Below are 23455 nucleotides of genomic sequence, written 5' to 3'. Positions count from 1 at the left end.
TTCCTCTTAGAGATGTACCAACCCTTGCATTATTGCTTTTTTTACCATCCCAGCAATGTTGTGTACTTCAAGTTTTAACATGATGTTTCCTCTATGGGTTTCAATAGTTTTCTCCGAAAGATTAAGAATATCAGCTATCTCCCTGGTTGTTTTCTCATGTACAATTAGCTGCAAAATTTCCTTTTCCCTTTCGGTCAATTCAATTTTGTTTCTGCCTATTTGTGAATCAAAAAAAAACTGTTGTGTTTTAGTACTAATATACCTTTGATCATTCAAAACCGCTTTTAACGCCCTTTCAATCTCTTCTCTCCCATCAATTTTTAATAGATACCCATCGAATCCAGCACTTATAGATGATTTAATTGTCACAGAGTCTGAATGACTAGTCAATGCAATAATTTTCATCTTAGAATTCAACTCTTTAATCTCATGGATAATTTCACGGCCATCGTGTTTACCAAAATGAATATCCAGCAAAAGAAGATCAAAAGTTTCCTTTTCTAATTGCTCCCTAAGTGAAAAATAATCCAAGGCTCTAGTCGTACTTTCAACAAAAGGTAACGTTGATAAAAGCACTTCTAAACCATCCAATACCAAAAAATGATCATCAGCTAGTAAAATTTTCATTCAACCAATTTTAGATTTAAGAATTCTAAAATTAGACATTTTTTTTTGGTGACCTATAGCTATTTCATTTTCAATTGAATAAAATATTCAGTAGGAGAAATATATTTGAATTTATAAGATATTTCTTTATCAGGTAATTCCGTACTTTCACTCAAAACCAACATACTTTCTGGCAAATGCAAGGGAAAGTCAATAGGTAATTTGGCCTCTAATTCTAAGGTATTGAATACATATAAAGGGGCTACATTGAATTCAACGTCGGTTATAAAGAAAATGGACTTTTCATTTGTTTTTATATAATCGACACAATAGGACTTTCCAGTAAATTTTGAAAAACCAAAAGATTCTTCACCAAAATATTTTGATAATCCGGTTGGTTCCCAATTAGATGGAATCGCTTTATAAATCGGAGTTTCATAGGAAAGGACTATTATTTTTTCAATCCCATTTAAAGCTGGATCAAAGTAAGAGATATAGCAGTTGCCATTAGGCATAAAAAGTAACCAATTGCACATTTCACAAGTACTCCCAAAAGCTTCAGAAGTAAAAAGCCAGCTTCCTGTTTTAGGTTCTCTATAAAGAACCATCTCCTGCTTAATGCTGGTAGAATCTATATACTCCCAAACCCATGCTTCTGTAAAATTCAGGTCCTTTGACTGGGCAATCATCACTGTAAATCCGCCAAATAAAAATAGGCATATGTTTACCAATACTCTCATAACTATTTCGGCCTAACTTATAGATTTTCCTTAATAATTCTTTGGGCTACTTCTATTGATTTCTGTTTATTCAGCGACTCCGAGTCACTTATTTCAACTGTTATCTCAAATTCCAGACCTCTATAAAACACCTTTAATTGCTTATACTTAGTATTCCACATGGCATGGTCTCCGAGGTGAGTTACGGGAATAAACGATTGTCCCTCCATAAGACCATTTGCCATTCCTTTTGACAAATCAGCTTGATCTTTAGTGACCTTTCCCTCTCCCACCATTTCATTTAATTTAGCATCCATTGCTTCATTTGCTTTTTCAATTTCCTCAACAGTAGGTGTATGATAATCAAACTTAAACTTATCTAAAGTAGTATTTCTCACCCATGAAATTTTCACAAAATCATCGATAGGAACATTCATTGCTTTATTGGTGATAGGATTATTTACCTTTTTAATTCTTCCTTTATCCCATAAATAGGAAACGCTATGGGTCGCAGGATCCTTTAGAAACTTACTGTATTCTTTTTTAGCCTGATCTGCACTATATCCAGCAACCTTTGAGGCAATCTCTAGAGTCAATAATTGATCTAACTTTCCATAGAATTCATCAGAGGTTTTACCAATAGCCTTTTCAATTGCTTCATTAGTCTCCTGTTCCAATTTCGATACACCTCCCGTATTGCTACATGAAAAAGACAAAAAAAACAGATGAAGTATTATAATAGCAGTTGCTTTCATATTTTAATAGTTAGTTAAGTTCTTATAGACATATTAAATGAATGTTGCGTTATTGTATTCTTTTGACATTAAATCTAGCGGTTGAATTGTTCCTATTTTGTAATATTCCAACTTCACAACTTGCCCCTATTTCAACATATCCTTTGGCATTTTGAGCTGCCAGCAATTGCGCGAGTGTAAGGGTTTGTCTTGTCTTCCCGTAATCTGCATTAATACCTGGACGTTTCCCCTTCAAATGATGCCATAACTCAACCTCTATGGCTACATTAGGATTAGCAATATCTGTTGTAGAAATATAAAAATCCCTATAGTTAGCTGGTGTTTCAGGAAGGTATATTCGTTCCCTATTTTCTGAAAAAGCATGGTCCTCATCCCTATTAAAAAAGTACTGGCTTTTCTGCCCAAAACTTTTAATTTCTTCTCTTCCAGAATTTGTAACCCTAAACACCTTTACACCCACAAAACCATATAGGTGTAGTAAAGGATTAGATATTGACATTGTTCCTTCAAGTTCAGTAGGTACATTTATTGAATTTAGATAAATTCTATACGTCGCTTTTGATGAGTTTTGATCTGTAACTATTTCATTATCTGAATCGGTTAATGCGCTAGAAGTCGTTGATGTTGACGAGGAAACCACCGATTGACTATTCACTTTTTCTAATTTAGTACCATCCCATTTTCCTCCGGTCATGGAAGGATTCCAACCCCATCTTCCACTATAGTTATTCCCTGATAACTTAAACTCGTAGTACCCCATTTTCCCGTCATTAGTGAAGGTTCCTTTTAATAGGCCTGATTCTTTATTGAAGGTACCTTCAATATAGCCCACATCCTTGTATTTACCAGAAACGATACTTCCAACCTGATTTAATTCAATGGCACCAAATGTAGTATTCCATCTACCACTCCAAACAGCGGTTTTTAAGTCAACGGGCTTGGTGGTATTGGTTCGTCTTCCTGTCCAAGCCATTTCTGGAGTCTTATTTGGGAAATTAGAATAATATTGGATACTCTGCTGCTTCATTTTTCCCAAAGTAATCGTATTATCATAGGCATAGTACCCTGTAAATCCACTGTTATTTAAATACTCTTTGTTAGGAAATCTCCATACAAATTTACCTCTTGCATTCCCGTTAAAAAAAATCCCATGCAATTCAAAATAATACCTATCTGCATACTCGTATGCTATAATGGTTCCATTATTAGCGTAATCACCATAAATTAATCCATTTTCAGAAATCAATTTTACTGGTCCGAAATTAGTTTGATAAGTTCCTGTCCATAATTGTGATTGTGCATTGAGCAAACTTGTCAACACTAATGTTATTAAAAAGAGTGATTTTTTCATTATTGTAATTTTTTTTGAGTGATTTTTATTTGATTAAATTTCTTTACTAGAATAATAGGAAACTCCCTCCATGGACTAGCTAATAGCAAATTGAATGTGCATAGTCCATCTGGAATTTCAATTTCATTGGTCATACAGTGACGTTACTTAAGCCAAGAAAAAGCATAAGAATCCTTTTCATAGCATGGATCAAATCATTTTGTAGACATAGGTTATTTTAAAATCAATACTCCTATTATTATCCCTAAACGTACTTGATGAAATAAATCCGTCAGTATCATATACATTAGTAAATGGTATGAACATGTTGGCATTATCATCATAATATCCATTTACAGGATAAATTGACTGAAAGTACATACCCTTTTGAGTATACCGCAAAGCATTAAGTGTGGTTGGCATGTACTCTTTGTTTGGAAGATTAAAGAATGGCCCCTTCTTACCCGTATCTTCGAAACTATATTCTAGAATATTACCTAAATAATCGTTAGAAGTGATATCTAAAAAACTATTTAAGGTAAAATAATGTTCGCATGATGACCTATAAATTCTCTGTGCCACATCATAAGAAAAGGTACAAGTCCTTTCGTCAAAGTAGAGTTCATACTTTTTCAATACAGTTCCATCAAAAGTAAACCCTACAGCACCCCCATCAGTTGATTGGGGTATTTGGTTTTCATAGATTAACTTAAAAAACTTCTCTAGCACACCATTTTCTATATAATTAATTTTAGAAATCAATTTATTGCTGTCATATTCATATGTTAGCATAAACGATTCACTACCATTGGTAGTTCTTGATTCTAATTTAATGCTATCTATCAGTTTACTTTTTTCTATTTGAGATGTGTCATCATCTTTAGAACAAGCTATCAAACCTAGTAAGGTCACTAGTATAAAAAATCTTTTCATTGTTATATTTTTACAAATTCAACACGTCTATTTTGGGCTTTTTCAGAGGCATTTGCATTTTTATTTAGTGGTTCACTCTCTCCTTTACCTTCTGTAGTATATTGGGAAACATCCACATCAAAAACATTAGAAAGTACGTTCTTAACCGCCAAGGCTCTTCGAGTTGATAAATCTAAATTATCGTCTGCATTACCATCACTATCAGTATGTCCAATGATTTGAATACGCATTTCAGGAGACGCTTTCAATGTCTGAGCGATATCTTTTAAAATTGAAAACGATTGAGGTTTAATAGCATCACTATTCGTGTCAAAAAGAATATTTGCTGTACTAAATTTTCCTTTTCCCATATCATTTTTAACCTCCGGCGCATTAGTAGCTATTTTCAGATTGGTCATCATAAAAGAAATATCTTCTATGAAATAATCGCCAAAATGAAAAGTCAATTTGTATTTAGTAGTAGTATCAAATAGGGATACCTCATCCCATATTTTTGTTTGATTAATCCATACCGAGGCTTTATCTCCCTTTTTAGATATTGATATCCTAGCTCTTGGATTTTCATCAGTGTGCCATTGCGTAAAATAGCGTTCCGCATCATTACGATCTATGATATTCCCTTGAGAATCCTTCTGCTCAATACTACAGGCGCCTTTTTTAGGTATTTGAGATGATCCACTAAATGAGATCTGAGTTGCATTTGTAAACCACGGATCAGCAAGGTTCGTTTCTGAAGCTTGGACAAATCGCAGATCTAGAGTTCCATTGGCTACTTCTGGCTGCAGAATTACATCAAATTCAATCGTAAAATCTTCGGGTAATGGTTTCAAAGCAGTTGGAAAAAACCCACCTCCATGAATCACTGAAAGTCCCTTTTGTCCAGTTTGACTATCGGTTGCTGAAGAAATTTCAGCCAATCCTTCCCAACCCTCTGGTTTGACTCCATCGACATTTTGAGAAAAATCGTCAAAGAATAGAATTTTCTCTCCTGGAATAAAATCAAAATCTTCATACGCTGAAAAATCAGGCATTGATTCAGGAGTAGCTCCATTCCCACTTGGCGAATTATAGCCATTATCTCCTACTTTAGATTGTTTCGCTTTTTTATCCTTCTGTTTCTTATCTTTCTTTTTAAAGAGGCCTTCTATTCCTGATTCAATTTTATCGAGTCCCCGATCTATAGTTTTATCGGTGGTGTTATTAGTGCGCTCTTCTACCTTTCGCTTAGTAGTCTCTTTAGGATTGATAATTTGTGCATTGGAACTTATACAAAAGGCCAATACGCTTATCACAAAAACGATGGTTGTTTTCATACTTCAAGGTGATTTATGTTCATGAGACAAAAATCGGTTGAGTATAAAAAAATTGTTTCGGGGGATGTATGGAAATTCAATCTAGGGGTTTTCCCTGATACTAATTAATTCATTATAAAAGTTAAATAATAACTTAGGCCACCAAAATTGAAATACCATATACTCAAATTATGACTGAAAGATTCTTACGAGCCAAGAATTTGTAATTATTTTCATTATTATTTGGGATTCCTTTTTTATTCAAATGATAGCATTAATGATAATGTTTGCAGTATCTGACCAAACTGGAGTTATGATTTCAACCTGTTCAAAATGCTCATATTTGCTTTATCAATGCACTACGGAATATTTTTCGGCTGGATTTAGCCTGTAGGAATACACTTATGCAAATTTATCCCAAATGACATAAAAATCAAAATTTCAACATTTAAGATTCTCTTTTTCATTACATTAGCCTAATTCAACGTTGGATTATAAGCGTTACTTTTAACGATTATTGGAGCTTCCAATGCCTTGAATGGTGTTTAAAAAACTGTAGAGAAAATAGTACATTTTAGTATTCCGCTGTACTTAACATGTGTGTTTTGTCTATTTTATTTTTTCTATAAAGTTTTAAGATCCATAATAACCGCTGAACTAAAAAGGGTTGTTACTTTTAGTAACCTTTTGGAAGAGATTAATTTGATCTGTCTATTACCAATTGGTATTTGGTTCATTCAACCAAGAATCAATAAAATAGTCACCATTGGAGATAGCAGGGTCAATAATTAATTGGTTGATGAGAAATTCGAGGTAAACTATATATATGTGGAAAATATGAAATCTATACTTTTAATACTATTATCTTCCCTATCCCTTTCATGTAACTCCGGTGTTAAAAGTAAAGAAGGAGTACCACTAAATAGTATTTCAGATCAAACAACTCATTCACAAATTGGAGACTATGTCGTAGAGATATTCCAAGACTCTCAAGGAAATTTATGGTTTGGAACCTTAGAAAAAGGGGTTGCAAAATATGATGGAAACAAATTGGTCTACTTAACCAAAAATGATGGTCTACCTAGTAATCGAATTGTAAGTATTATTGAAGATAGCTCAAAAAACTTATGGTTTGGCACAGGTGAGGGACTATCAAAGTTTGACGGGAAGACATTTACAAACTACTCAGAAAAAGAGGGTCTTTGCAGTAATATGATTAGTAATTTATTTATCGACAGTAAAGGTTACTTTTGGATAGGAACCTGGAAAGGAGTGTGCAAGTTTGACGGAACTCGGTTTGAAAAATTTTCAATACCATATCCAGAAATTGACACAAAAATAAATCCAGACACAAAGGATTGGATAACTTCAATTATTGAAGATTCAAAAGGTACTATTTGGTTTGGAAGAGACGGTTACGGAGCCAGTCGATTTGATGGAAACAGTTTCTCACATTTTACCATTAAAGAAGGTTTGAATTCAAATAATGTGCAATCCATTTGCCAGGACAAAGAAGGTAATTTTTGGATAGGAACTAGAGTAGCAGAAAAGGACCTAGCAGACGAATCTAAACGATTTGGGAATGGCGGTCTAAACAAATATGATGCTAAAACCTTTACGCAATTCCCAGAAATAAGTGGTCTTAGTGAAAATGATGTATATGCAATTTACAGAGATCCATCAAACCATATATGGATTAGTACCATTCGTAATGGCGTATACAAATACCATAATCAAGAATTTATAAACTACCAAGTTCCAAACCCTACCATGAGTTTTTTAAAAGACAAAAATGGTACAATTTGGCTAGGTTGTGCAGGTGGCCTATATAAAATAACCAAAGATGGAGAGGTCCTAAATGTCAAAACTAATGGACCTTGGAAGTAACATAACATACACCTCCCATCTTGATTACATATAATGTTGAATAATAGCTAGTACTAACCATTTGGGATACACTATAGAATAGTCACATCTTTAATTATGAATATAAAAAAAAGACTTTCTTTATTTCTATTTATAGGGCTTTTGGGATTAGTAGCTATCCTAATTGGCTTTGCCAGACCCTTTATTATTCCTTTAAGTCAAGGCAGTTTTACAGCTCCAACCATTGTTTATATTCATGGAGCCTTTGCCTTGCTTTGGGTTCTTCTTTTCACTACTCAATCACTACTGATTCAAACTAAAAAGTACAAATTTCATAAGAAATTGGGAATTCTAGGATTACTAATTGCAAGTGGAGTCGCCATTACAATTATTCCTGTAGGCCTTTACGCTGTGGAGAAGGAATTAAAACTTGGACTTGGAGAAACAGCAGTTTCAGGTATTGTTGGAAATGGCACTTCTGCCCTACTATTTATTTCATTAGTCTTAGGTGGCCTATATTACAGAAATAAGCCAGAGGTACATAAAAGACTACTCCTATTGTCAACCATAGTAATCTTGTGGCCAGCATGGTTTCGATTTAGGCATTATTTTCCTTCCATAGAGAGACCAGATATTTGGTTTGCTGTAGTGCTTGCTGATAGTTTAATAGTAATTTCCTTCATATGGGATAAGATGTCAATAGGAAGAATTCATCCAACGTTATTGATAATTGGTTTAGCTATAATTATAGAACATAGTCTAGAAGTTATTATGTTTGACAGCGAGTTATGGAGAATGATCGCTCATTATATGTATGAACTTTTAACTTAATCACTCGTATAATGTTCACCTTTTAACACCATGGAATCAGATATATACAAAAAGAAAGAATTAGATAAACTTACTTCTAATCTTACAGAACTTTTGGAATTAATTTTAGCAGAACTCCAACAAGAAATACCAGAAAAAGAGTTTACACTTACTACTATCAAAGCTAATTTGTACTGGTCAGTTCAATGGAAGAGTACTAAATTATGGAAATCAGAACGCTATTTAAAAGAATCTTTTCAATTAAAAATGTATCCTGATAACGAAAAATGGTCACTTAGAGGATACCACAGAGTTGAGGATCTTTTTGAACAATTAGAAGACACTCATTTTCTGCACAAAGAGAAATCCTTGCGGGACTTTTTGACCATTAGTAATGCACTAAGGGAACAAATTAAATATGCTATTATAAAATCAGTACATCAAGAATTCGACCCCAACTATTAATTCCAAAATGCTCTTCAAAAGGATAGTTCCTTGTAAAGTATATAGGATAAGTACACTATATTTTTTACTGCTTTTAAAAGCTCCATCGAAGTCTCAGAAACAAACTATTTCCAAGAGTCCTAGACTCTTCGAATTCAAAAAAAGAATGACTAATTAAATCAAACTCCCAATTAGAATCGATAGAACAGTTTACACTAGGCATGAGAATTACAGCATCATTGTATGGTGAATACACGGTGCTTAAGGTTCCTCTAACAATTGGGGTAAATTCTTTCGCTAGTTGTAGAAAACTTGAAAACTCATAAGGCATTAAATTTTTTGCACTTAAGTTCCCATAACCCAACGATCCTAAATCGGTTATACTTAGATTACCACTACTGTTATACAACACGGAACCATTAATATAAAGACCCTTCTTAAAGCCATAATCAACCGATATAGAAGCGCTCAATACATTTTTAGAATTAAAGTAAGTTTCATGAGGAACAAAATAGGACAACTCACCTTTAAAACCAGCATTATCTAAATTTCCTGCCCAACCTACACCTATTATCCAATCTTCTTGGTTAATTCCTGATAGTAACTGGATATCATATAACCATTTATTGAACTTATACATGACAGCAACCATATGATCATTATTCCCTTTTCCCTTTTTGGCTGCAAACTCAATTTTGCGTGAATCACCCAAGTAATATTGGACCCTAACAGCATCACTCCCAGGTCGTTCTTCATAATCGAAATCTAAAAAATTATAGGTGTTAAAAATATCATTTGGATTCCAAATTAAATTCATTCCCCAATTTACCCGCTGCCTTCCGATAGTAACCTCCCAATCACCGCTAGAATAATCAATCAAGGCTCTGTCAATTGTAGTGTTAAAAAGTAGTTTCCCTTCATTAAGGATATTCCACGACATGTCAACGATCCCATTGTCCTTCGAAATAGTGTGAGAAAAATTTGCACTATTCGTTACCTCATCTCCATAAAACCACCTGTTTCTTAACTCTAATCTAATGGTCGTCTTATTGGAAGGAACATATTTAAAATTTAGCCGATTATGAAAAAAGGTGGTCCATTGCAGTTCATCTAATTTATCAATAAAGCTAACCTCCTGAACATTTTTTAAGTATCCTGAAAACATCAGTTTTTCATTCTCTTGAGCATTAATTACATGTAGCGAGAGTAAAACTAAATATGTTACCCATTGACGTCTCATGTGTTAGGATGGTGTTTGTTCTATATCAGAGATAATTTTACCGTCTACCAAAGTGATCACTCTTCTTGCTTTTCTTATTACACGTTGATCATGTGTTGAAAATAGGAATGTGATTTTTTCTTCCTTATTGAGTTTGGCCATAATGTTTAACAGGTTTTCCGCTGATTTTGAGTCAAGATTAGCGGTTGGTTCATCAGCAAACACAATTTTAGGCTTTGAAGCCAATGCTCTTGCAACGGCCACACGCTGTTGCTGCCCCCCTGAAAGTTCACCAGGCTTACTATTCAATTTATTTTCTAAACCAACTTCTTTTAATAAGGTCAATACACGCTCTTCTCGTTTTACTCTTGGCATACGTAGTAATTGCAGCACAAATCCTATATTTTCTTTTGCAGTTAGTACCGGTATCAGATTAAAGGATTGAAAAACAAACCCAATATTATGCAACCTGAAATCTATTAGCCTATTCTCTGGCAACTTGGTAATTTCAACACCATCAATAAATACAGTTCCCTGTGTCGGTGAATCTAGTCCTCCCATCATATTAAGTAAGGTAGATTTACCCGACCCTGAGGGACCAACTAAAGCAACAAACTCCCCTTCCTCTATATGTAGGTGAACATTTTGAACGGCATGTACCGGAATGGTATCCGGATTAAATGTTTTACTCACATTGTGGGCATCAATTATAGTTTTTGACATGGCACTAAATTTTTCGAATAGCTTCTGAAGGATTCAATTGTAATGCTTTAATACAGGGATATACAGCTGAAATTATGGCTGTAATTAAGCACATCACCACAATAATCATATACTTTTCATGGTCCAAGGCTGGATAAATCATGGAATTAAATCCATAAGAGGCCAATCCTTCAGAAAACATGGACAGATTAATTCCTGTTTTCCCTAATACGGTAACTGTTAACCATCCCACCAAAAACCCTATTGGAGTACCTATTAGTGTTAAATAGTAGGTCTCAAGCATAATCATAGTGAAAATTTTTCGCTTATTAAGCCCAATAGCCATCAACATTCCCAACTCTCTAATTCGCTCCAAAACAGACATTAACATGGTATTTATAATACCAAATAGTAATGCCAACAAGATAATACCACTAATAATATAGGTATATAAATTAAAGGATTCTATGATCAAGTTCAATTCTGGAGAAAGCGCCTTCCAATCTTCAATTTTAGCATCTGGAAGCATTTCTTCACTTTCTTTTTTAATAACATCCACCTCTTGATCATCCTTAATTAACAGGGCTATTTCATTACTCTCTGAAGGTTGGAGCTCTAATAACCCTTGTAAATGTTTTTGCAACACATACACATTTAATTCATCTAATGAGGTGTTTTTAGACCTATATATTCCTCCAATTCTGAATGCCCCAGAGATCATCTCTGAATGGATATTTGAGAAGGTCAAAACTATTTTACTTTTAGCTTTTACTTTGAGTTTTTTGGCTAGTTTCTCTCCAATAAGGATTTCATTTTCTTTTCCTGATCCAAAATAAGTTCCTTCTTTCACATATTCATCCAATCGGATTTGAGAAACTTCTGATAATGGATTTATCCCGTAGATCTTAACTCCACTTGTGGTTATTGGTGAAGAAATCATGCCTGTAGTAATAACTCGTGAACTGACGGAGGTGATTCGCTCATCCAATTGAAATTTCCTTAGGAGCTTATCAGCATCTAGAATTGTAAATTTCGAATCATAATCATCTCCAAACTTTGGATGATGAATCTGGATATGAGATAATTGTCTGTAAATTGATTCATTAATGTTATTTTGATATAACCCCCATGCAAATGACAATATAAATATTCCTGCCCATATACCTAAAATAACTGAGCATATAACTACCAAGCTTCGAGCTTTATTACGCCATATATTTCTCCAAGCAATTTGAAACAACATAGCTAACTATTTATGGCTTCAACAGGTTTTAACTTCATAACATTATATCCAGAATACAAGGCCAATAATGTTGATAGTACTAAAACGATTAATGTTTGTGTAAAAAATACTTTTTCATCACTTGAAAAATAAATGATGGATTCAATTCCATAATCTTCATAGACCTCTTTTAAATCCCCCGTAAATTGAATGGGGTGAATGGTAAACCATTTTACTATAAAAATCCCACCAATTATGCCTAAAAAACAGCCAATCAAGGATATCATAATTGATTCTAAAAGTAACATTAAGGCTAGTAAAGCCCTTTTCATCCCTATAGCAATCAAGATTCCAAATTCATGTTGACGTTCAAAAACCATCATAAGAATGGTGCCAAATAATCCGAAGGCTATAATGAGATATAGAACACCAATTATAATATAATGCCCAGAACTGTCCGCTTCAATAAATTGATCCAACTCAGGCATCATTTCTTTCCAACTCATCACTTCATATGTATCCAATCCGATTAACTTCTGTATGGAACCTTTTAAGGTATTCAGATGAGTACCCTTTTCCAGTATTACTGAAATGGAAGTGATATGCTTATCTGCACCTAGCAGTTGTTGTGCCTGTTGCAAGGACATGTACACCACATTATTATTCAATTCAATTGAACCAAGTTTTATTATGCCTTTTACCCTATACTTGCCAGCTGCACTACTGGCATGGTATCCTTGTCCCAATAAAACCAAAGTATCATTAACTTTTAATTTAAATTGAGAGGCTAACCCCTCTCCTACAACTACTCCATTGTCCTGAACAGACTCAATATAATCACCCTTTACTATTTTATCTTGTAACCTATTGACTTCCTTTTCTTTAACAGGATCTATTCCTAAAACTAATACACCTTTTGTTTTATCCAAATTAGAAGCTAAGGAAAAGGTCTGTATGCGTGGTAGAATGTGGGTAATCTTTGGAGTCTCTAGCAATAGTTTATACAGATTTTGATCCTCTTCAAAAGAGTTGTCTATAGATTGTTCATCCCAATATCCTTTTTTATGAATTTGCAGATATCCCGAAGAATAACTTACCACATTATGAATCATGTTATCATAAATACCATCAGTTAAGGAGCGAAATACAATAGCCAATAAAACAGCAAAAAAAACGGAGGTTGCTGTTATAATGGTTCTACGCTTATTACGCCAAATATTTAACCATGCTAGTTTAAGTAACATCATTTAAGCTGTTTCATGTTTCTCGTTGTAAAGAAATCATCGTTTATAGGTGTATTAAATAGGATATTCTTATAAATAATAACGGTACTTTGTCCTGGCTTATCAACCGGAATCATTTCAATTTTGGATGTTATCTTTTTTCCATCCATTAATTTAATTTCGCTGGAATTCATTCTATTTACCAATTCACCATCCTCATCATAAAATTCAGCCTTCAATTGTAAAAAATCAGAAGTGTCTATCCAGACAATTACCTTTTTCCATACGATAGCAGCTGAGGCTTTGGGTACCATTTCAATTTTATAACATTCTTTACCAGCTATTACTTCTTTACCTAAATGTGTATGTTCATAATCTGAAACGGAAGATGCCTCTTTTACCAAGTCATCATTGGTGAAATCGGTGCCCATCCAGCTTTGAGACATCATTGAAGGAGGTAATTTAATATTCCTTTCTATGGCTGGAATCCAGTTCCAAACCTCCTTGATTCGCTTTAAAAACACTGTCCCTTTTTCCCTAGCTGGACTTGTAATCAAAATCATTGAATAATCCTCTCCTTTAGTCCAGGCTTTCATACTCAATTCTCTTTTCCATGTTGGCCTGACGATGACAATGGTAATATCTGCTATAGAAGTATTACCTCTCATGTTATCATCTGCTTTCTTAACTATTTCTTTTGCCGTAAGAACTTGTTGAGATAACAATGATTTTGGCAGCATCAAAGCGATTACAAAAACTAAAAAAAACCTATTTATATATCTTTTCATATGCTTAAAATTAAATGATTAAATAACAATATAAAATGATTTATATCAGAGGTTTAAAAAATTTACCACATAAAGACATGTATTAAAGGAGGTGACTTTAATTGCTGTTTTCAAACAGGATATGAGCAGTATATTTAATACCTCGTTTATTATTAAAATTCAGCCCAAATTGCGAAGTAATCTGAAATTTGATAGGATGCACTTAATTTGAAAAGATCACTGTTTGCAAAATCTTTCTGAAACTAAAATGAAGGCAATGAATTGTATATTTTGAAGTTTCATTCAACACAAATAGGGAACACAAAAATTCGTCAGAGGATATTAGAGAATTAAGAAACTGCAAAGTGGACTTCCTATATTAGACTGGACATAAAGATGAGAGAAAATGTTAGTTAGTTTTTATCTTAGCAATTATGAGAAGAAAATCTAAATAGTACACCTTAAATTTAAACAAATGCAAAAAAACAAAAAACACTGAAAATCTAAACGATTAACAGTGTTCTTATTTGTTGCCTATCCTAGGCTAGTCGGGGTGGCAGAAACCACTTCTCATTTATGAATACTTAAATATCAACATCATAATACCTAAATATCAAGAGCATTCCCAAGATTTTCCGAATAATTAAGTTGATGCTCTTACTAATATCTTTCTCGCTGATTACTTATGGATGTCAGCCCACATTTTATCGATTCTAGATCCGCTTACGGTATCAAATTTTAAACCTTCAATGGTGGGTGCCAATTCGTCAAAATTTATTCTATAAAATGGAACTTTTTTTACCAAAATCCAATCAATTAAGTTATCCGTTGATTGTTACATTTCATTACTTAGAATTACTAGCATTTGGGTTAACGGATTTAGAGTTGATTAAATTATCGTATTTATCGTAAAAATTAATAACATATTTGAACTGAGAAGGAAGGAAAATCTCAAGATCATCCTTCAGGATCTCATTAAACTGGAAAACCGGCATTTGACGACATTCATCAATAACCTTACTATCCTGAATATAGACTTTTATTCTATGAGCTTCCCTATTCTTTAAAATTTTAATCTTAGAATTATTAATCTTATTTTTTGAATAAAACCATTTAGAGAATTCTTTTGGGTCTTGGGATTCAAAATTTATTTCAGGATGTAATAACATTGCATCATACCCCTTATTCAAAGTAAAATATTCATTAGAATTTTCAATTATCAAAAAATTAGGTTCAAGTGATTCCCATTCTTTTCTCAATTCTTTTAAATAGTTCTGATCTTGACCTATTCTAGACATAAAACTAATTTGATCTATACTTACAATCTTTTTATCTAAAAGCATCTCAGATAAAACACTTCCCATTGGATTGAAAGACCCAGACTTTATTTTCTTTCCATGACCATGGCCTGCATAAACGAACACTTTGGCCTCAGGTTCATTTTCAAAAATTTTTGCAATGTTTTTAGCTTGGTTGTACTCCCTAAAATTCGAGCAAAAAAACCGATCATTTTTATCCTCTTCGGTAAAAGGTTGGCAGGCTTCATAATTTTCGTATGGAATCAATTTAAAGCCTTTTTCAACGGCTAAACGCAGAAATATATTAAACGTTGGCTCTTCCGAATAATAACCATCTCCAAAATTTATAACAGTAACAAAATCCCTATCCTTCCAGTTGGTAAGTGTTTCGACGGCAAGGTACTTGAATCCCCTTTCCCTAAGCAAATCCAAAAAAAGAGAAGCAACCCATCTGGATCTAGGATAAGAATGGTCATCGTTCAAAATGATAACATCTAAATTTGAATCCTGAGAATTAATAAATTCTTCTAAATTTTGAAGTGTAATATTGGTTCCTACATCTTTATACGGAGCTTTGTTTTTCTTGGATAATTGTTCATACATCTTTAAATGATGTAAAGAATTGCCATAGCTACCTATCGAATTGTATAAATTTACATATTCAATTAAAAGCCTTTGCCAACTCATGGTATCAGTAATCTGGGCAGCCGGATATAATTTTTGTAAATATCGGATTTGGTATGATGGATTATTTTTAAAGAGGCTATCGAGCTTAGTTCTAAGGACAAAAAAGTTATTTTTATAGGATTGGAGTTCTTTAAAAACTCCAATTTTTGACAGTTTCATCTGCTCTTCCGTAATATGCTTCAGGTAATCTGTGTTAATGATGTTTGAATTCTGGTTTGCACTGGCTACTATTCTCAGAAAGGAGTTTTCATCCAATTTCACTATTCTTTCAATGATTTCTTTGTTCTTCTTTTGATAATGAACCATGAATGATGAATCTGATTTCCTGTTACTGTCAATCTTATAAAATGTCAGACTTTTTAGATTTCTGTCAAGAATCTTTTTTTCATATTCCTCAAGTGATGTAAATTGAAAAATATTTATATCAAATCCGTTCTTTTTATCACTATTGTTGAATAAAAAAATTTGCTTTTTCAATTTTAGTCCAGGATATCCCTTCCTAGATAAGTTAATGTCGGTATCTCCAAATGTCGTCATATAAAGGTCAAGTGAGTCACTAATATATGTTTGGTTCAAAATACTCCCACATGGAGCATACGTATATTCACCTACTACTTGTTTCGCACAACCACTTAAAATTATAAGAAGAATTGGTATAAGATATTTTTTCATCCAAGAAGTCTTTATTTCTAAATTTATGAGTACCATAGAGGAGTTTTAATAGTTACTCCTAATTTTTGGATCAATCTAGTATATTCCCATTTTTCCAAAATTTGCAACTACAATAATATATAACATATTCCGCTCATCTATAGGCATCAAAAATTTGGTTTCAATTTCCAATTTAAATATAAAAGGAAAAACGGCTCAATCTCAAAAGATGTGATTGATTTTAACTTAAGAGTGTGATCTTTGTATAAAATTGGACTTCCTATATTACACTGGACATAAGTTTTTATCTTAGCAATTATGAGAAGAAAATCTAAGTAGTACACCTTAGAATTTAACCAAATGCATAAAAAACAAAAAACTCTGAAAATCTAAACGATTAACAGTGTTCTTATTTGTTGCTTATCCTAGACTAGTTGTTGTGGCAGGATTTTCTGCCACAAATCTAATTGGTTGATTATATTATTATTAGTAAGTAAGCTATCAAGAAAGGTAACCGAATAGGTCTCCTTTAATAAATCCTAGTTTGTAGGCTTTTGAGGTCTCTTGACACAACCTGTTCCTATCAGTCAATGTATTTTGTTACCATAAAAACACGAAAGTTCCCCGATAATAACAATCCATTTTTCATAGTATTTAATTACCAAACCTATTGCGTATTTGAGTTGCCAAAGTCATAGTGCAAAGGTCGGGATAATTTTAAATGTCAAGTTTATGGAGTTAAAAACTTGACATCACTTGCTTGTCAAGTACACAAAACAAAATAATGTCCATTCATCAAAAATAGCTTCTTTTATATTTTTAAAGCAGTTTATCATATATGAAACATGCTAAAAATAATTTTTTATTTATATATGGTTAACAATAAGTTATGCGTAATTAAATCTAAAAGTGTAAGAAAAATAACTATCTTAGTGAATCTAAAATTAAACGATCCCACAATCATTAACCATTTAAAAGTAAAATTTATGAAAATTAAAGCAGTTTTAGTATAGTTAACTTTTTCGTTTTTTCTTGCTCAAATGAAACCGAAGAAACGCAATTGTAGGTAGTACAATCGTATTAAAATTTGAGAATACAAATATAGAAGCTAAGAATTCAACTTCTTTTCAAACCTACGAAGTAGAGCTAATTTCAATTCTTCCCCTTAATATGGAATCAGATGAATTAGAGGTAATTGAAGTTATGAATTCTGGAACGAATCAAGTGCCGTAGGCAATAGTTGAGAAAACATATAATAAAAATAAAAATTCTTACAGTACGAGAATTGGGTGTGAAGGAAGTATTAAGAGGGGCTATTGGTATGATGGGTACGACTGTTTCGTTTTTGGAACAATAATAACTGATGATAATTGTGTACAACTTTTTATTCCAGCCGATGCCGCTACTCAATACTTATTGAATGACTGTGGATGGAGCAACGTAGCATAAATTTATAATTATGAGAAATTTCGTTTATTTGTTATTATTTATATCCTTTTTCATTTTTGCATTAAGCTGTAAATCTAAGCAACAAAACATAGAATATACAGAACTCCCTGCTTATCAACCTATAAATGACTCAAGAGTCCTTAAAAATATTCTTAATTCTGAGAATGTTAAAAACATCCAAAAATTAATAATCGATAACAGAGAATACCCTGTAGAAGATTTTCAAAGAATCACAGATACTTTGAAAATTGATAAGTACAGCCTTAAAATAGATAACGACAGTATTTCTGGCAGGAAAATATTAATCTTAAAAAGCTCATAATCAAGTAGACGGCCATGAACGCTAAGTTCAAGGTGCGCCTCTCATACCACCATACGTGCGGGTCACGTATATGGCGGTTCAAAAATGATATTAATCCATAATATTTAGTTTTAAATGAATCCAAACAAATGCATAAAAACAAAAAACACTGAAAATCTAGACGATTAACAGTGTTCTTATTTGTTGCCTATACTAGGCTAGTCAGGGTGGCAGGATTCCGAAACAGAACCCAATCCATTGTATTTCCATTACTTAAAATCCAAATCATCAAAAAGGACACTCTATAGGACATAGCCAAATGAGTTTGTGACATTCACTTATTAAATTTTGTCAAAATAGTCCATAAATTAGTTATATGGAGCTTTTTCTATTCCTTAGCATGATAACGTACACCTCGCCCTGAACCTGTAGTCAATATAAAACCTTCCTGCACTAAATATTGTAAATCCTTCTTGAGTGTATTTCTAGAATAATCAGACAAGTTTTCTTCCAAATTCTTTATTTGGATAGTCTTGTTTTCATTAATATAGTCTAATACTTGCTTTTGTCTTTCATTGATACTACTTTTTAAATTATTATATGTCTCGTATTTAGTTTTCAATTTATCAGTAAGATCTATGAGGCAATCCAAGAAAAAAACTACCCATCGATCCAGTATTTCATCATCTGTACCTCTATGTTTTTGGGTTTCCATTAACACTCGATAGTACATATCTTTTCTGATTTCTACAACATGCTCAAAAGACACATATTCAATGAAATTATATTTTTGTTTTAATAATAAAAATGTTGTTAACAAACGAGACAACCTGCCATTACCGTCTTGATATGGGTGTATCGATAAAAACTCATATACAAATACAGATGTTATTAGTATGGGGTGCAATTTCTTTTCTTTTAATTGCTCGTTAGTCCATACAATTAAATCGTACATTTCTCCAGCTGTTAAATGTGGCTCGGTAGTCCTGAATATAACCTTTTGTTCTCCATCAGGATAATTAGCAACCACCTGATTGGAAAGATTTTTGTACTGCCCCTTATGCCGTTGGTCTTTACTACTGTATTTTAATAGTACAGAATGTAATTGGTGAAGATAACGTTCTGAAAGGTCTATATCCTCATAATGTTTCAATATAAGCTCCAAAGCTTCATAATAGCCAACAACCTCTTGCTCTTCCCTCTTATCCAATTTGTTTATTTCAACTGATTTAAGTAATTTCTTTACTTCTTCATCGGTGAGTGTAGCCCCTTCAATTCTAGTAGATGAACCAATGCTTTGAATAGTTGCAATATCACGCAACTCTTTTAAATAACGCTTCTCTTTGGTTTCTATAAGATTCCAACCTCCTTTAAACGTATCTACGATACCTAATTTTTGCATGATATCCTGAAATATTGTTGGTTGAAAAGCTATTTTTTTAGATATATCCATTTTGTATCCAATTTTATCCAATTACAAATATATGTATTTATTTCTTTTGGATATATCCAATTCATATCCAATTTTATCCAATACAACAATTATCAATTGAAAACTGGATTAAAACTATATTCACTTGTGTTTTAACCTTAACAAATCTAAGGCATTCCCTTATCGATAATTTGACTTTAATTCTGAATTTTACCAATAAAATATCCTTATCTAAATTCAATCCAGTTTAAAACGTCAATCTTGAGACACCTATCTAAAGCATTATTACAGATTAGGTTTAGAAGCGCATATTCCCGAAAATTTAAAAAATGACATCCCTAGTTCTAACATATCCCGATGGAAACAAGAATCTGAAAGCAAATATAAAGGCTGCGAACTTTCTGAATTTATCAATCAAGAAGTCGATTTAATTAAACGTTTTAATCAGTCTGCTATAATTAAAACTAAAATCGAATATTATTTTTAACTCTCCGACACCTTAATCCATATTATGTCTAACGTTAAAGGTTTTAAATCCCTTATTAAAAACAACATGGAATTGGTGGTTAACAGTGTAGAATCAATAAAACATAGCGTTCCTATAAATAAAGCTCTAAAAGTTATCGATATCTCAAGAAGCTCTTTTGAAAACTACAAAACCATCCTTGTTCATAAATGTGAAGCTTCATATTACAAATGGTGCACCAGAAAAATACAGAATAAACTCTTAACAAACGAAGTACGCACCATTAAAAACTATATGAATCATGATACATATCGATTCTGGTCGAAATCTTCCATTTATCTAAAAGCTATTAGAGATAATAATCTTTACTGTGGACTGTCCACCTTTTACAAATACTGTAATATATTAAGTTTTACTGGTACCAACATCATGAAAAAACCTAATAATTATAATCCGCTTAAAACGACAAAAACCAATGAGGTGTGGTGTGCAGATGTCACGATTTTTAAAACTCATGACGGCGTGAAACATTACATCCAAATTTTAATGGATCACTTTTCCAAAGTGGTTTTGGGATATCTAATTGAAAAGTATATAGAATTCTTCCTATATAGATTAACCAAAATATTTGCGTAAACACAACATTTAGTCTTGATCCCTAATATTTAGTTGTAAATGAATTCAAACAAATGAATAAAAACAAAAAACACTGAAAATCTAAACGATTAACAGTGTTCTTATTTGTTGCCTATCCTAGGCTAGTCGGGGTGGCAGGATTCGAACCTGCGACCTCCTGGTCCCAAACCAGGCGCGATGACCGGGCTACGCTACACCCCGAAAATTCATAGAAAAAGCGGAGAGACAGGGATTCGAACCCTGGCGACAGTTACCCGCCGACAGATTAGCAATCTGCTCCGTTACCACTCCGGCACCTCTCCTATATTTTTAAAAGAACGTTTTCTTCTGAATTGCGGTTGCAAATGTAGCAGAAAGCCCCATAGGACGCAACTATTTTTACAACTTTTTTTTATTTTTTTTACAATCTTTTAAATACCAAACAATTACTCTGGATACTCTACTCGTAAATGATAGATATTTGTTAGTTTTTGAACTAAAATCTTCTTTACGGACTGTATTTCTCTAAATGTAATATCCGCATTTTCGAATTGATGTTCATCAATTTGCTTGGCTACAATCCTTTCCACAAACTCTTCTATCATACCGTATGTGGGGTTTTTTAAACTCTTTGAGGCAGCCTCTACCGAATCTGCAATCATTAAGATAGCCGTTTCCTTTGAGAAAGGGATTGGACCAGGATACCTAAAATCTTCTTCTGAAAAGTCATCTCCGCTTTCTAATTGTTTCTTATAAAAATAATACACATACGTAGTACCATGATGTGTACGAATAAAATCAATAATGCGATCCGGTAATTTATACTTTCGCGCCAGCTCAATACCGTCTATGACATGTTTGATTATTAACTGAGCACTATTATATGCATCCATCTCATCATGCGGGTTTACAGACGTTTTTTGATTTTCTGTAAAGTACATGGGGTTTTCCATTTTCCCTATATCATGATAAAGGGCTCCTACCCTAACGAGCATAGCATTTGCTCCTATTTCATTGGCTGCTGCCTCAGCCAAGTTAGCTACCTGCAAAGAGTGATGGAAGGTTCCAGGAGCCTTTTCAGCCAGCTCTTTCATAATTTTGGAATTGGTATCGGATAATTCTAATAAAGAAACATCAGAAACTAACCCGAATACCTTTTCATAAATATAAATAAGCGGTTGAGCAAATAAGGTAGCCAATCCATTAAGGATGAATAAACCCAGCACATAATAATCTAAGGTGCTAACAGTTCCTTCATACACAATATGGAACGCAACAAATGACACTATATACACGGCTGTAATCTGACCAACAGATATGAATAAGTTAACTCTTTTATACAATTCTGAAACAGTAAGAATAGTTACAATACCAGCAATAATTTGCAAGAAAATAAATTGAAAACTATTTGGCACCACAAATCCAAGCAGAAGAATGGTTAACACATGGGTAAACAAACCAGTACGAGCATCAAAAAAGGCCTTTAATATCAATGGTAATAAACATAGAGGGACCACAAATACATAATCTGCATTATACTGTACAACAAGAGTGGTTAAAAAAACCATAAATACAATATTGAAGAATACCAAGGTCACTTTGGTATTATTCTGATAAATGAAGCTTCTGTATTTGTGAAGGTATAATAGTAACATAAACAAAGCAAGAGCCACTAAGAGGGTGTATCCGGCCAATACCCAGTAATAATTATTGGCATTCCATACAACAGATTCAAACTCCTCCTGGAGGGAATCTAACATAGCAAGTCGATTGCCTTCAACGACCTCACCTTTGGCAATAATAAGCTGACCTCTTTCAACAAATCCACGTGTAAGTACAATACTTTTCTTGCGCTCCTCTAATGCTTTTTGGGTAAATGCTTGGTCTTTTGTAATGTTTGGCAAGGTTATTTCAAAAAACAATTCAGCATAAGCTTTCTTGTAGGAATCATCCAGGAATTCAGAAAAATATTGGTTGGTAGTAACTTCTATCGTATGTAAATTAACCAAACTGTCTATAGGGAAATCAACCACTTCATTATTACTACCTATAACGGAAATACGATCATTAGATTGAATATCATTCAACCAAACCCCTTTGTTATATAGAAATGCAATAAAATCGAGCCCTTGTAAATAAAGCCTGTCTAGACTGTCTTTAGGGATACTATCAACAAAATAATGAGAGAATCTCTTTTGATAAGCTTCTGTCACTTGATTAATAACAGATACATCCCTCTTATAATACGTTTCCACTTCCGTAGCAAGGCGTGCTTCCTCTTCTTGTAACTGCGCTGGAGATTTTTTTAAGGCAAATTCAAATGGCGCATACAAAGTCTCGTATTGCCACGGCTTTCCCTTTTGAAATTCATACTTGAATTTCCCTCCTTTTGGAAAAAAATAAACAATAAAAGCTACTGCCGTAACATAGAGAACAACTTTATAAATAGTAGATTGACTTGAATAAAGTTTGTGCCAAAAATTTTTCATCAGAAGAGGATTTCTCTCCAAAAATAGAAAAAATATACCAGTACATACACTATTTTAAAAACAGGTTTCCTATGCTTTTCTTTCAAAAATACCTAAATTCGCAACAGCTTCTTGAAATAGAAGATGTACTGGTTTATGAATACATTTTTTATTGTAAACCACTATAAATAAACTTTATA

At 33.1% G+C, this 23455-nt stretch carries 19 protein-coding genes and 2 tRNA genes; 5 read left to right on the top strand and 16 right to left on the bottom strand.

The genetic code is table 11. The features are described 5' to 3' along the window. Positions 1–6: 6 nt before the first annotated feature. The 6 genes from PT603_RS02030 to PT603_RS02005 all read right to left on the bottom strand — a co-directional run bounded on the left by PT603_RS02030 (position 7) and on the right by PT603_RS02005 (position 5656). Positions 7–627 carry a LuxR C-terminal-related transcriptional regulator gene (locus tag PT603_RS02030; protein WP_008239903.1) on the bottom strand — a complete coding sequence of 207 codons (621 nt, stop codon included), beginning with the start codon at positions 625–627 and terminating at the stop codon, positions 7–9. Positions 628–686: 59 nt separating this feature from the next. Further along, positions 687–1346 (bottom strand): hypothetical protein, encoded by a 660-nt coding sequence (locus tag PT603_RS02025; RefSeq protein WP_008238655.1) that lies wholly within the window; start codon positions 1344–1346, stop codon positions 687–689. A gap of 17 nt (positions 1347–1363) precedes the next feature. Next, positions 1364–2080 (bottom strand): hypothetical protein, encoded by a 717-nt coding sequence (locus PT603_RS02020; protein WP_008238653.1) that lies wholly within the window; start codon positions 2078–2080, stop codon positions 1364–1366. A 49-nt stretch (positions 2081–2129) separates the two neighbouring features. After that, positions 2130–3431: a hypothetical protein gene (locus PT603_RS02015; protein ID WP_008238651.1), complete on the bottom strand. Its 1302-nt coding sequence runs from the start codon at positions 3429–3431 to the stop codon at positions 2130–2132. A 189-nt stretch (positions 3432–3620) separates the two neighbouring features. Continuing rightward, positions 3621–4343 carry a hypothetical protein gene (locus PT603_RS02010; RefSeq protein WP_008238649.1) on the bottom strand — a complete coding sequence of 241 codons (723 nt, stop codon included), beginning with the start codon at positions 4341–4343 and terminating at the stop codon, positions 3621–3623. Positions 4344–4345: 2 nt separating this feature from the next. Next, positions 4346–5656 carry an OmpA family protein gene (locus PT603_RS02005; protein WP_008238647.1) on the bottom strand — a complete coding sequence of 437 codons (1311 nt, stop codon included), beginning with the start codon at positions 5654–5656 and terminating at the stop codon, positions 4346–4348. Between the two features lie 816 nt (positions 5657–6472). On the opposite strand from PT603_RS02005, the gene PT603_RS02000 reads away from it, so the two are divergent. From PT603_RS02000 to PT603_RS01990, 3 genes are all read left to right on the top strand, one after another. Then, complete coding sequence (locus PT603_RS02000; protein WP_008238645.1) at positions 6473–7522, top strand: ligand-binding sensor domain-containing protein; 1050 nt, start codon at positions 6473–6475, stop codon at positions 7520–7522. Between the two features lie 96 nt (positions 7523–7618). Next, complete coding sequence (locus PT603_RS01995) at positions 7619–8332, top strand: hypothetical protein (RefSeq protein ID WP_008238643.1); 714 nt, start codon at positions 7619–7621, stop codon at positions 8330–8332. A gap of 30 nt (positions 8333–8362) precedes the next feature. Further along, complete coding sequence (locus PT603_RS01990; RefSeq protein ID WP_008238642.1) at positions 8363–8776, top strand: hypothetical protein; 414 nt, start codon at positions 8363–8365, stop codon at positions 8774–8776. Positions 8777–8849: 73 nt separating this feature from the next. On the opposite strand, the gene PT603_RS01985 is transcribed toward PT603_RS01990, so the two are convergent. From PT603_RS01985 to PT603_RS01960, 6 genes are all read right to left on the bottom strand, one after another. After that, positions 8850–9995 carry a hypothetical protein gene (locus PT603_RS01985; RefSeq protein WP_008238640.1) on the bottom strand — a complete coding sequence of 382 codons (1146 nt, stop codon included), beginning with the start codon at positions 9993–9995 and terminating at the stop codon, positions 8850–8852. A gap of 3 nt (positions 9996–9998) precedes the next feature. Then, positions 9999–10697 (bottom strand): ABC transporter ATP-binding protein, encoded by a 699-nt coding sequence (locus PT603_RS01980; protein ID WP_008238639.1) that lies wholly within the window; start codon positions 10695–10697, stop codon positions 9999–10001. 4 nt (positions 10698–10701) lie between these two features. Next, a complete protein-coding gene (locus PT603_RS01975) occupies positions 10702–11919 on the bottom strand; it encodes an ABC transporter permease (RefSeq protein ID WP_008238633.1) in 1218 nt (405 codons plus the stop codon). 2 nt (positions 11920–11921) lie between these two features. Beyond that, positions 11922–13145: an ABC transporter permease gene (locus PT603_RS01970; protein ID WP_008238631.1), complete on the bottom strand. Its 1224-nt coding sequence runs from the start codon at positions 13143–13145 to the stop codon at positions 11922–11924. Continuing rightward, positions 13142–13909 (bottom strand): outer membrane lipoprotein-sorting protein, encoded by a 768-nt coding sequence (locus tag PT603_RS01965; protein ID WP_008238622.1) that lies wholly within the window; start codon positions 13907–13909, stop codon positions 13142–13144. The genes PT603_RS01970 and PT603_RS01965 overlap by 4 nt, the downstream gene beginning before the upstream one ends. Before the next feature lie 824 nt (positions 13910–14733). Then, positions 14734–16545 carry a hypothetical protein gene (locus PT603_RS01960; RefSeq protein ID WP_155805590.1) on the bottom strand — a complete coding sequence of 604 codons (1812 nt, stop codon included), beginning with the start codon at positions 16543–16545 and terminating at the stop codon, positions 14734–14736. A 1438-nt stretch (positions 16546–17983) separates the two neighbouring features. Between PT603_RS01960 and PT603_RS01955 the strand changes: the two genes are divergently transcribed. Beyond that, complete coding sequence (locus tag PT603_RS01955) at positions 17984–18295, top strand: hypothetical protein (protein ID WP_008238609.1); 312 nt, start codon at positions 17984–17986, stop codon at positions 18293–18295. Positions 18296–18662: 367 nt separating this feature from the next. Here PT603_RS01955 and PT603_RS01950 read toward each other — a convergent pair whose 3' ends face one another. Continuing rightward, positions 18663–19727 (bottom strand): Fic family protein, encoded by a 1065-nt coding sequence (locus PT603_RS01950; RefSeq protein WP_008238607.1) that lies wholly within the window; start codon positions 19725–19727, stop codon positions 18663–18665. 490 nt (positions 19728–20217) lie between these two features. Here PT603_RS01950 and PT603_RS01945 point away from each other — a divergent pair, with 490 nt between their 5' ends. After that, on the top strand, positions 20218–20808 hold the full coding sequence (locus tag PT603_RS01945) for a hypothetical protein (protein WP_040488649.1): 591 nt from the start codon (positions 20218–20220) through the stop codon (positions 20806–20808). Positions 20809–20934: 126 nt separating this feature from the next. Here PT603_RS01945 and PT603_RS01940 read toward each other — a convergent pair. The 3 genes from PT603_RS01940 to PT603_RS01930 form a co-directional block, all read right to left on the bottom strand. After that, positions 20935–21009 (bottom strand) — tRNA-Pro (locus PT603_RS01940). A gap of 17 nt (positions 21010–21026) precedes the next feature. Further along, positions 21027–21110, bottom strand: a tRNA-Ser gene (locus tag PT603_RS01935). Positions 21111–21233: 123 nt separating this feature from the next. Beyond that, entirely contained in the window at positions 21234–23276 is a 2043-nt protein-coding gene (locus PT603_RS01930) for an HD family phosphohydrolase (protein ID WP_008238603.1), read from the bottom strand. Positions 23277–23455: the final 179 nt, after the last annotated feature.

Origin of the sequence: Imtechella halotolerans (genome assembly GCF_028743515.2) — a bacterium.
GTDB lineage: Bacteria > Bacteroidota > Bacteroidia > Flavobacteriales > Flavobacteriaceae > Imtechella > Imtechella halotolerans.
The sequence above is the reverse complement of the archived record's forward strand: the minus strand, read 5'-3'. Positions and strand labels throughout refer to the sequence as shown.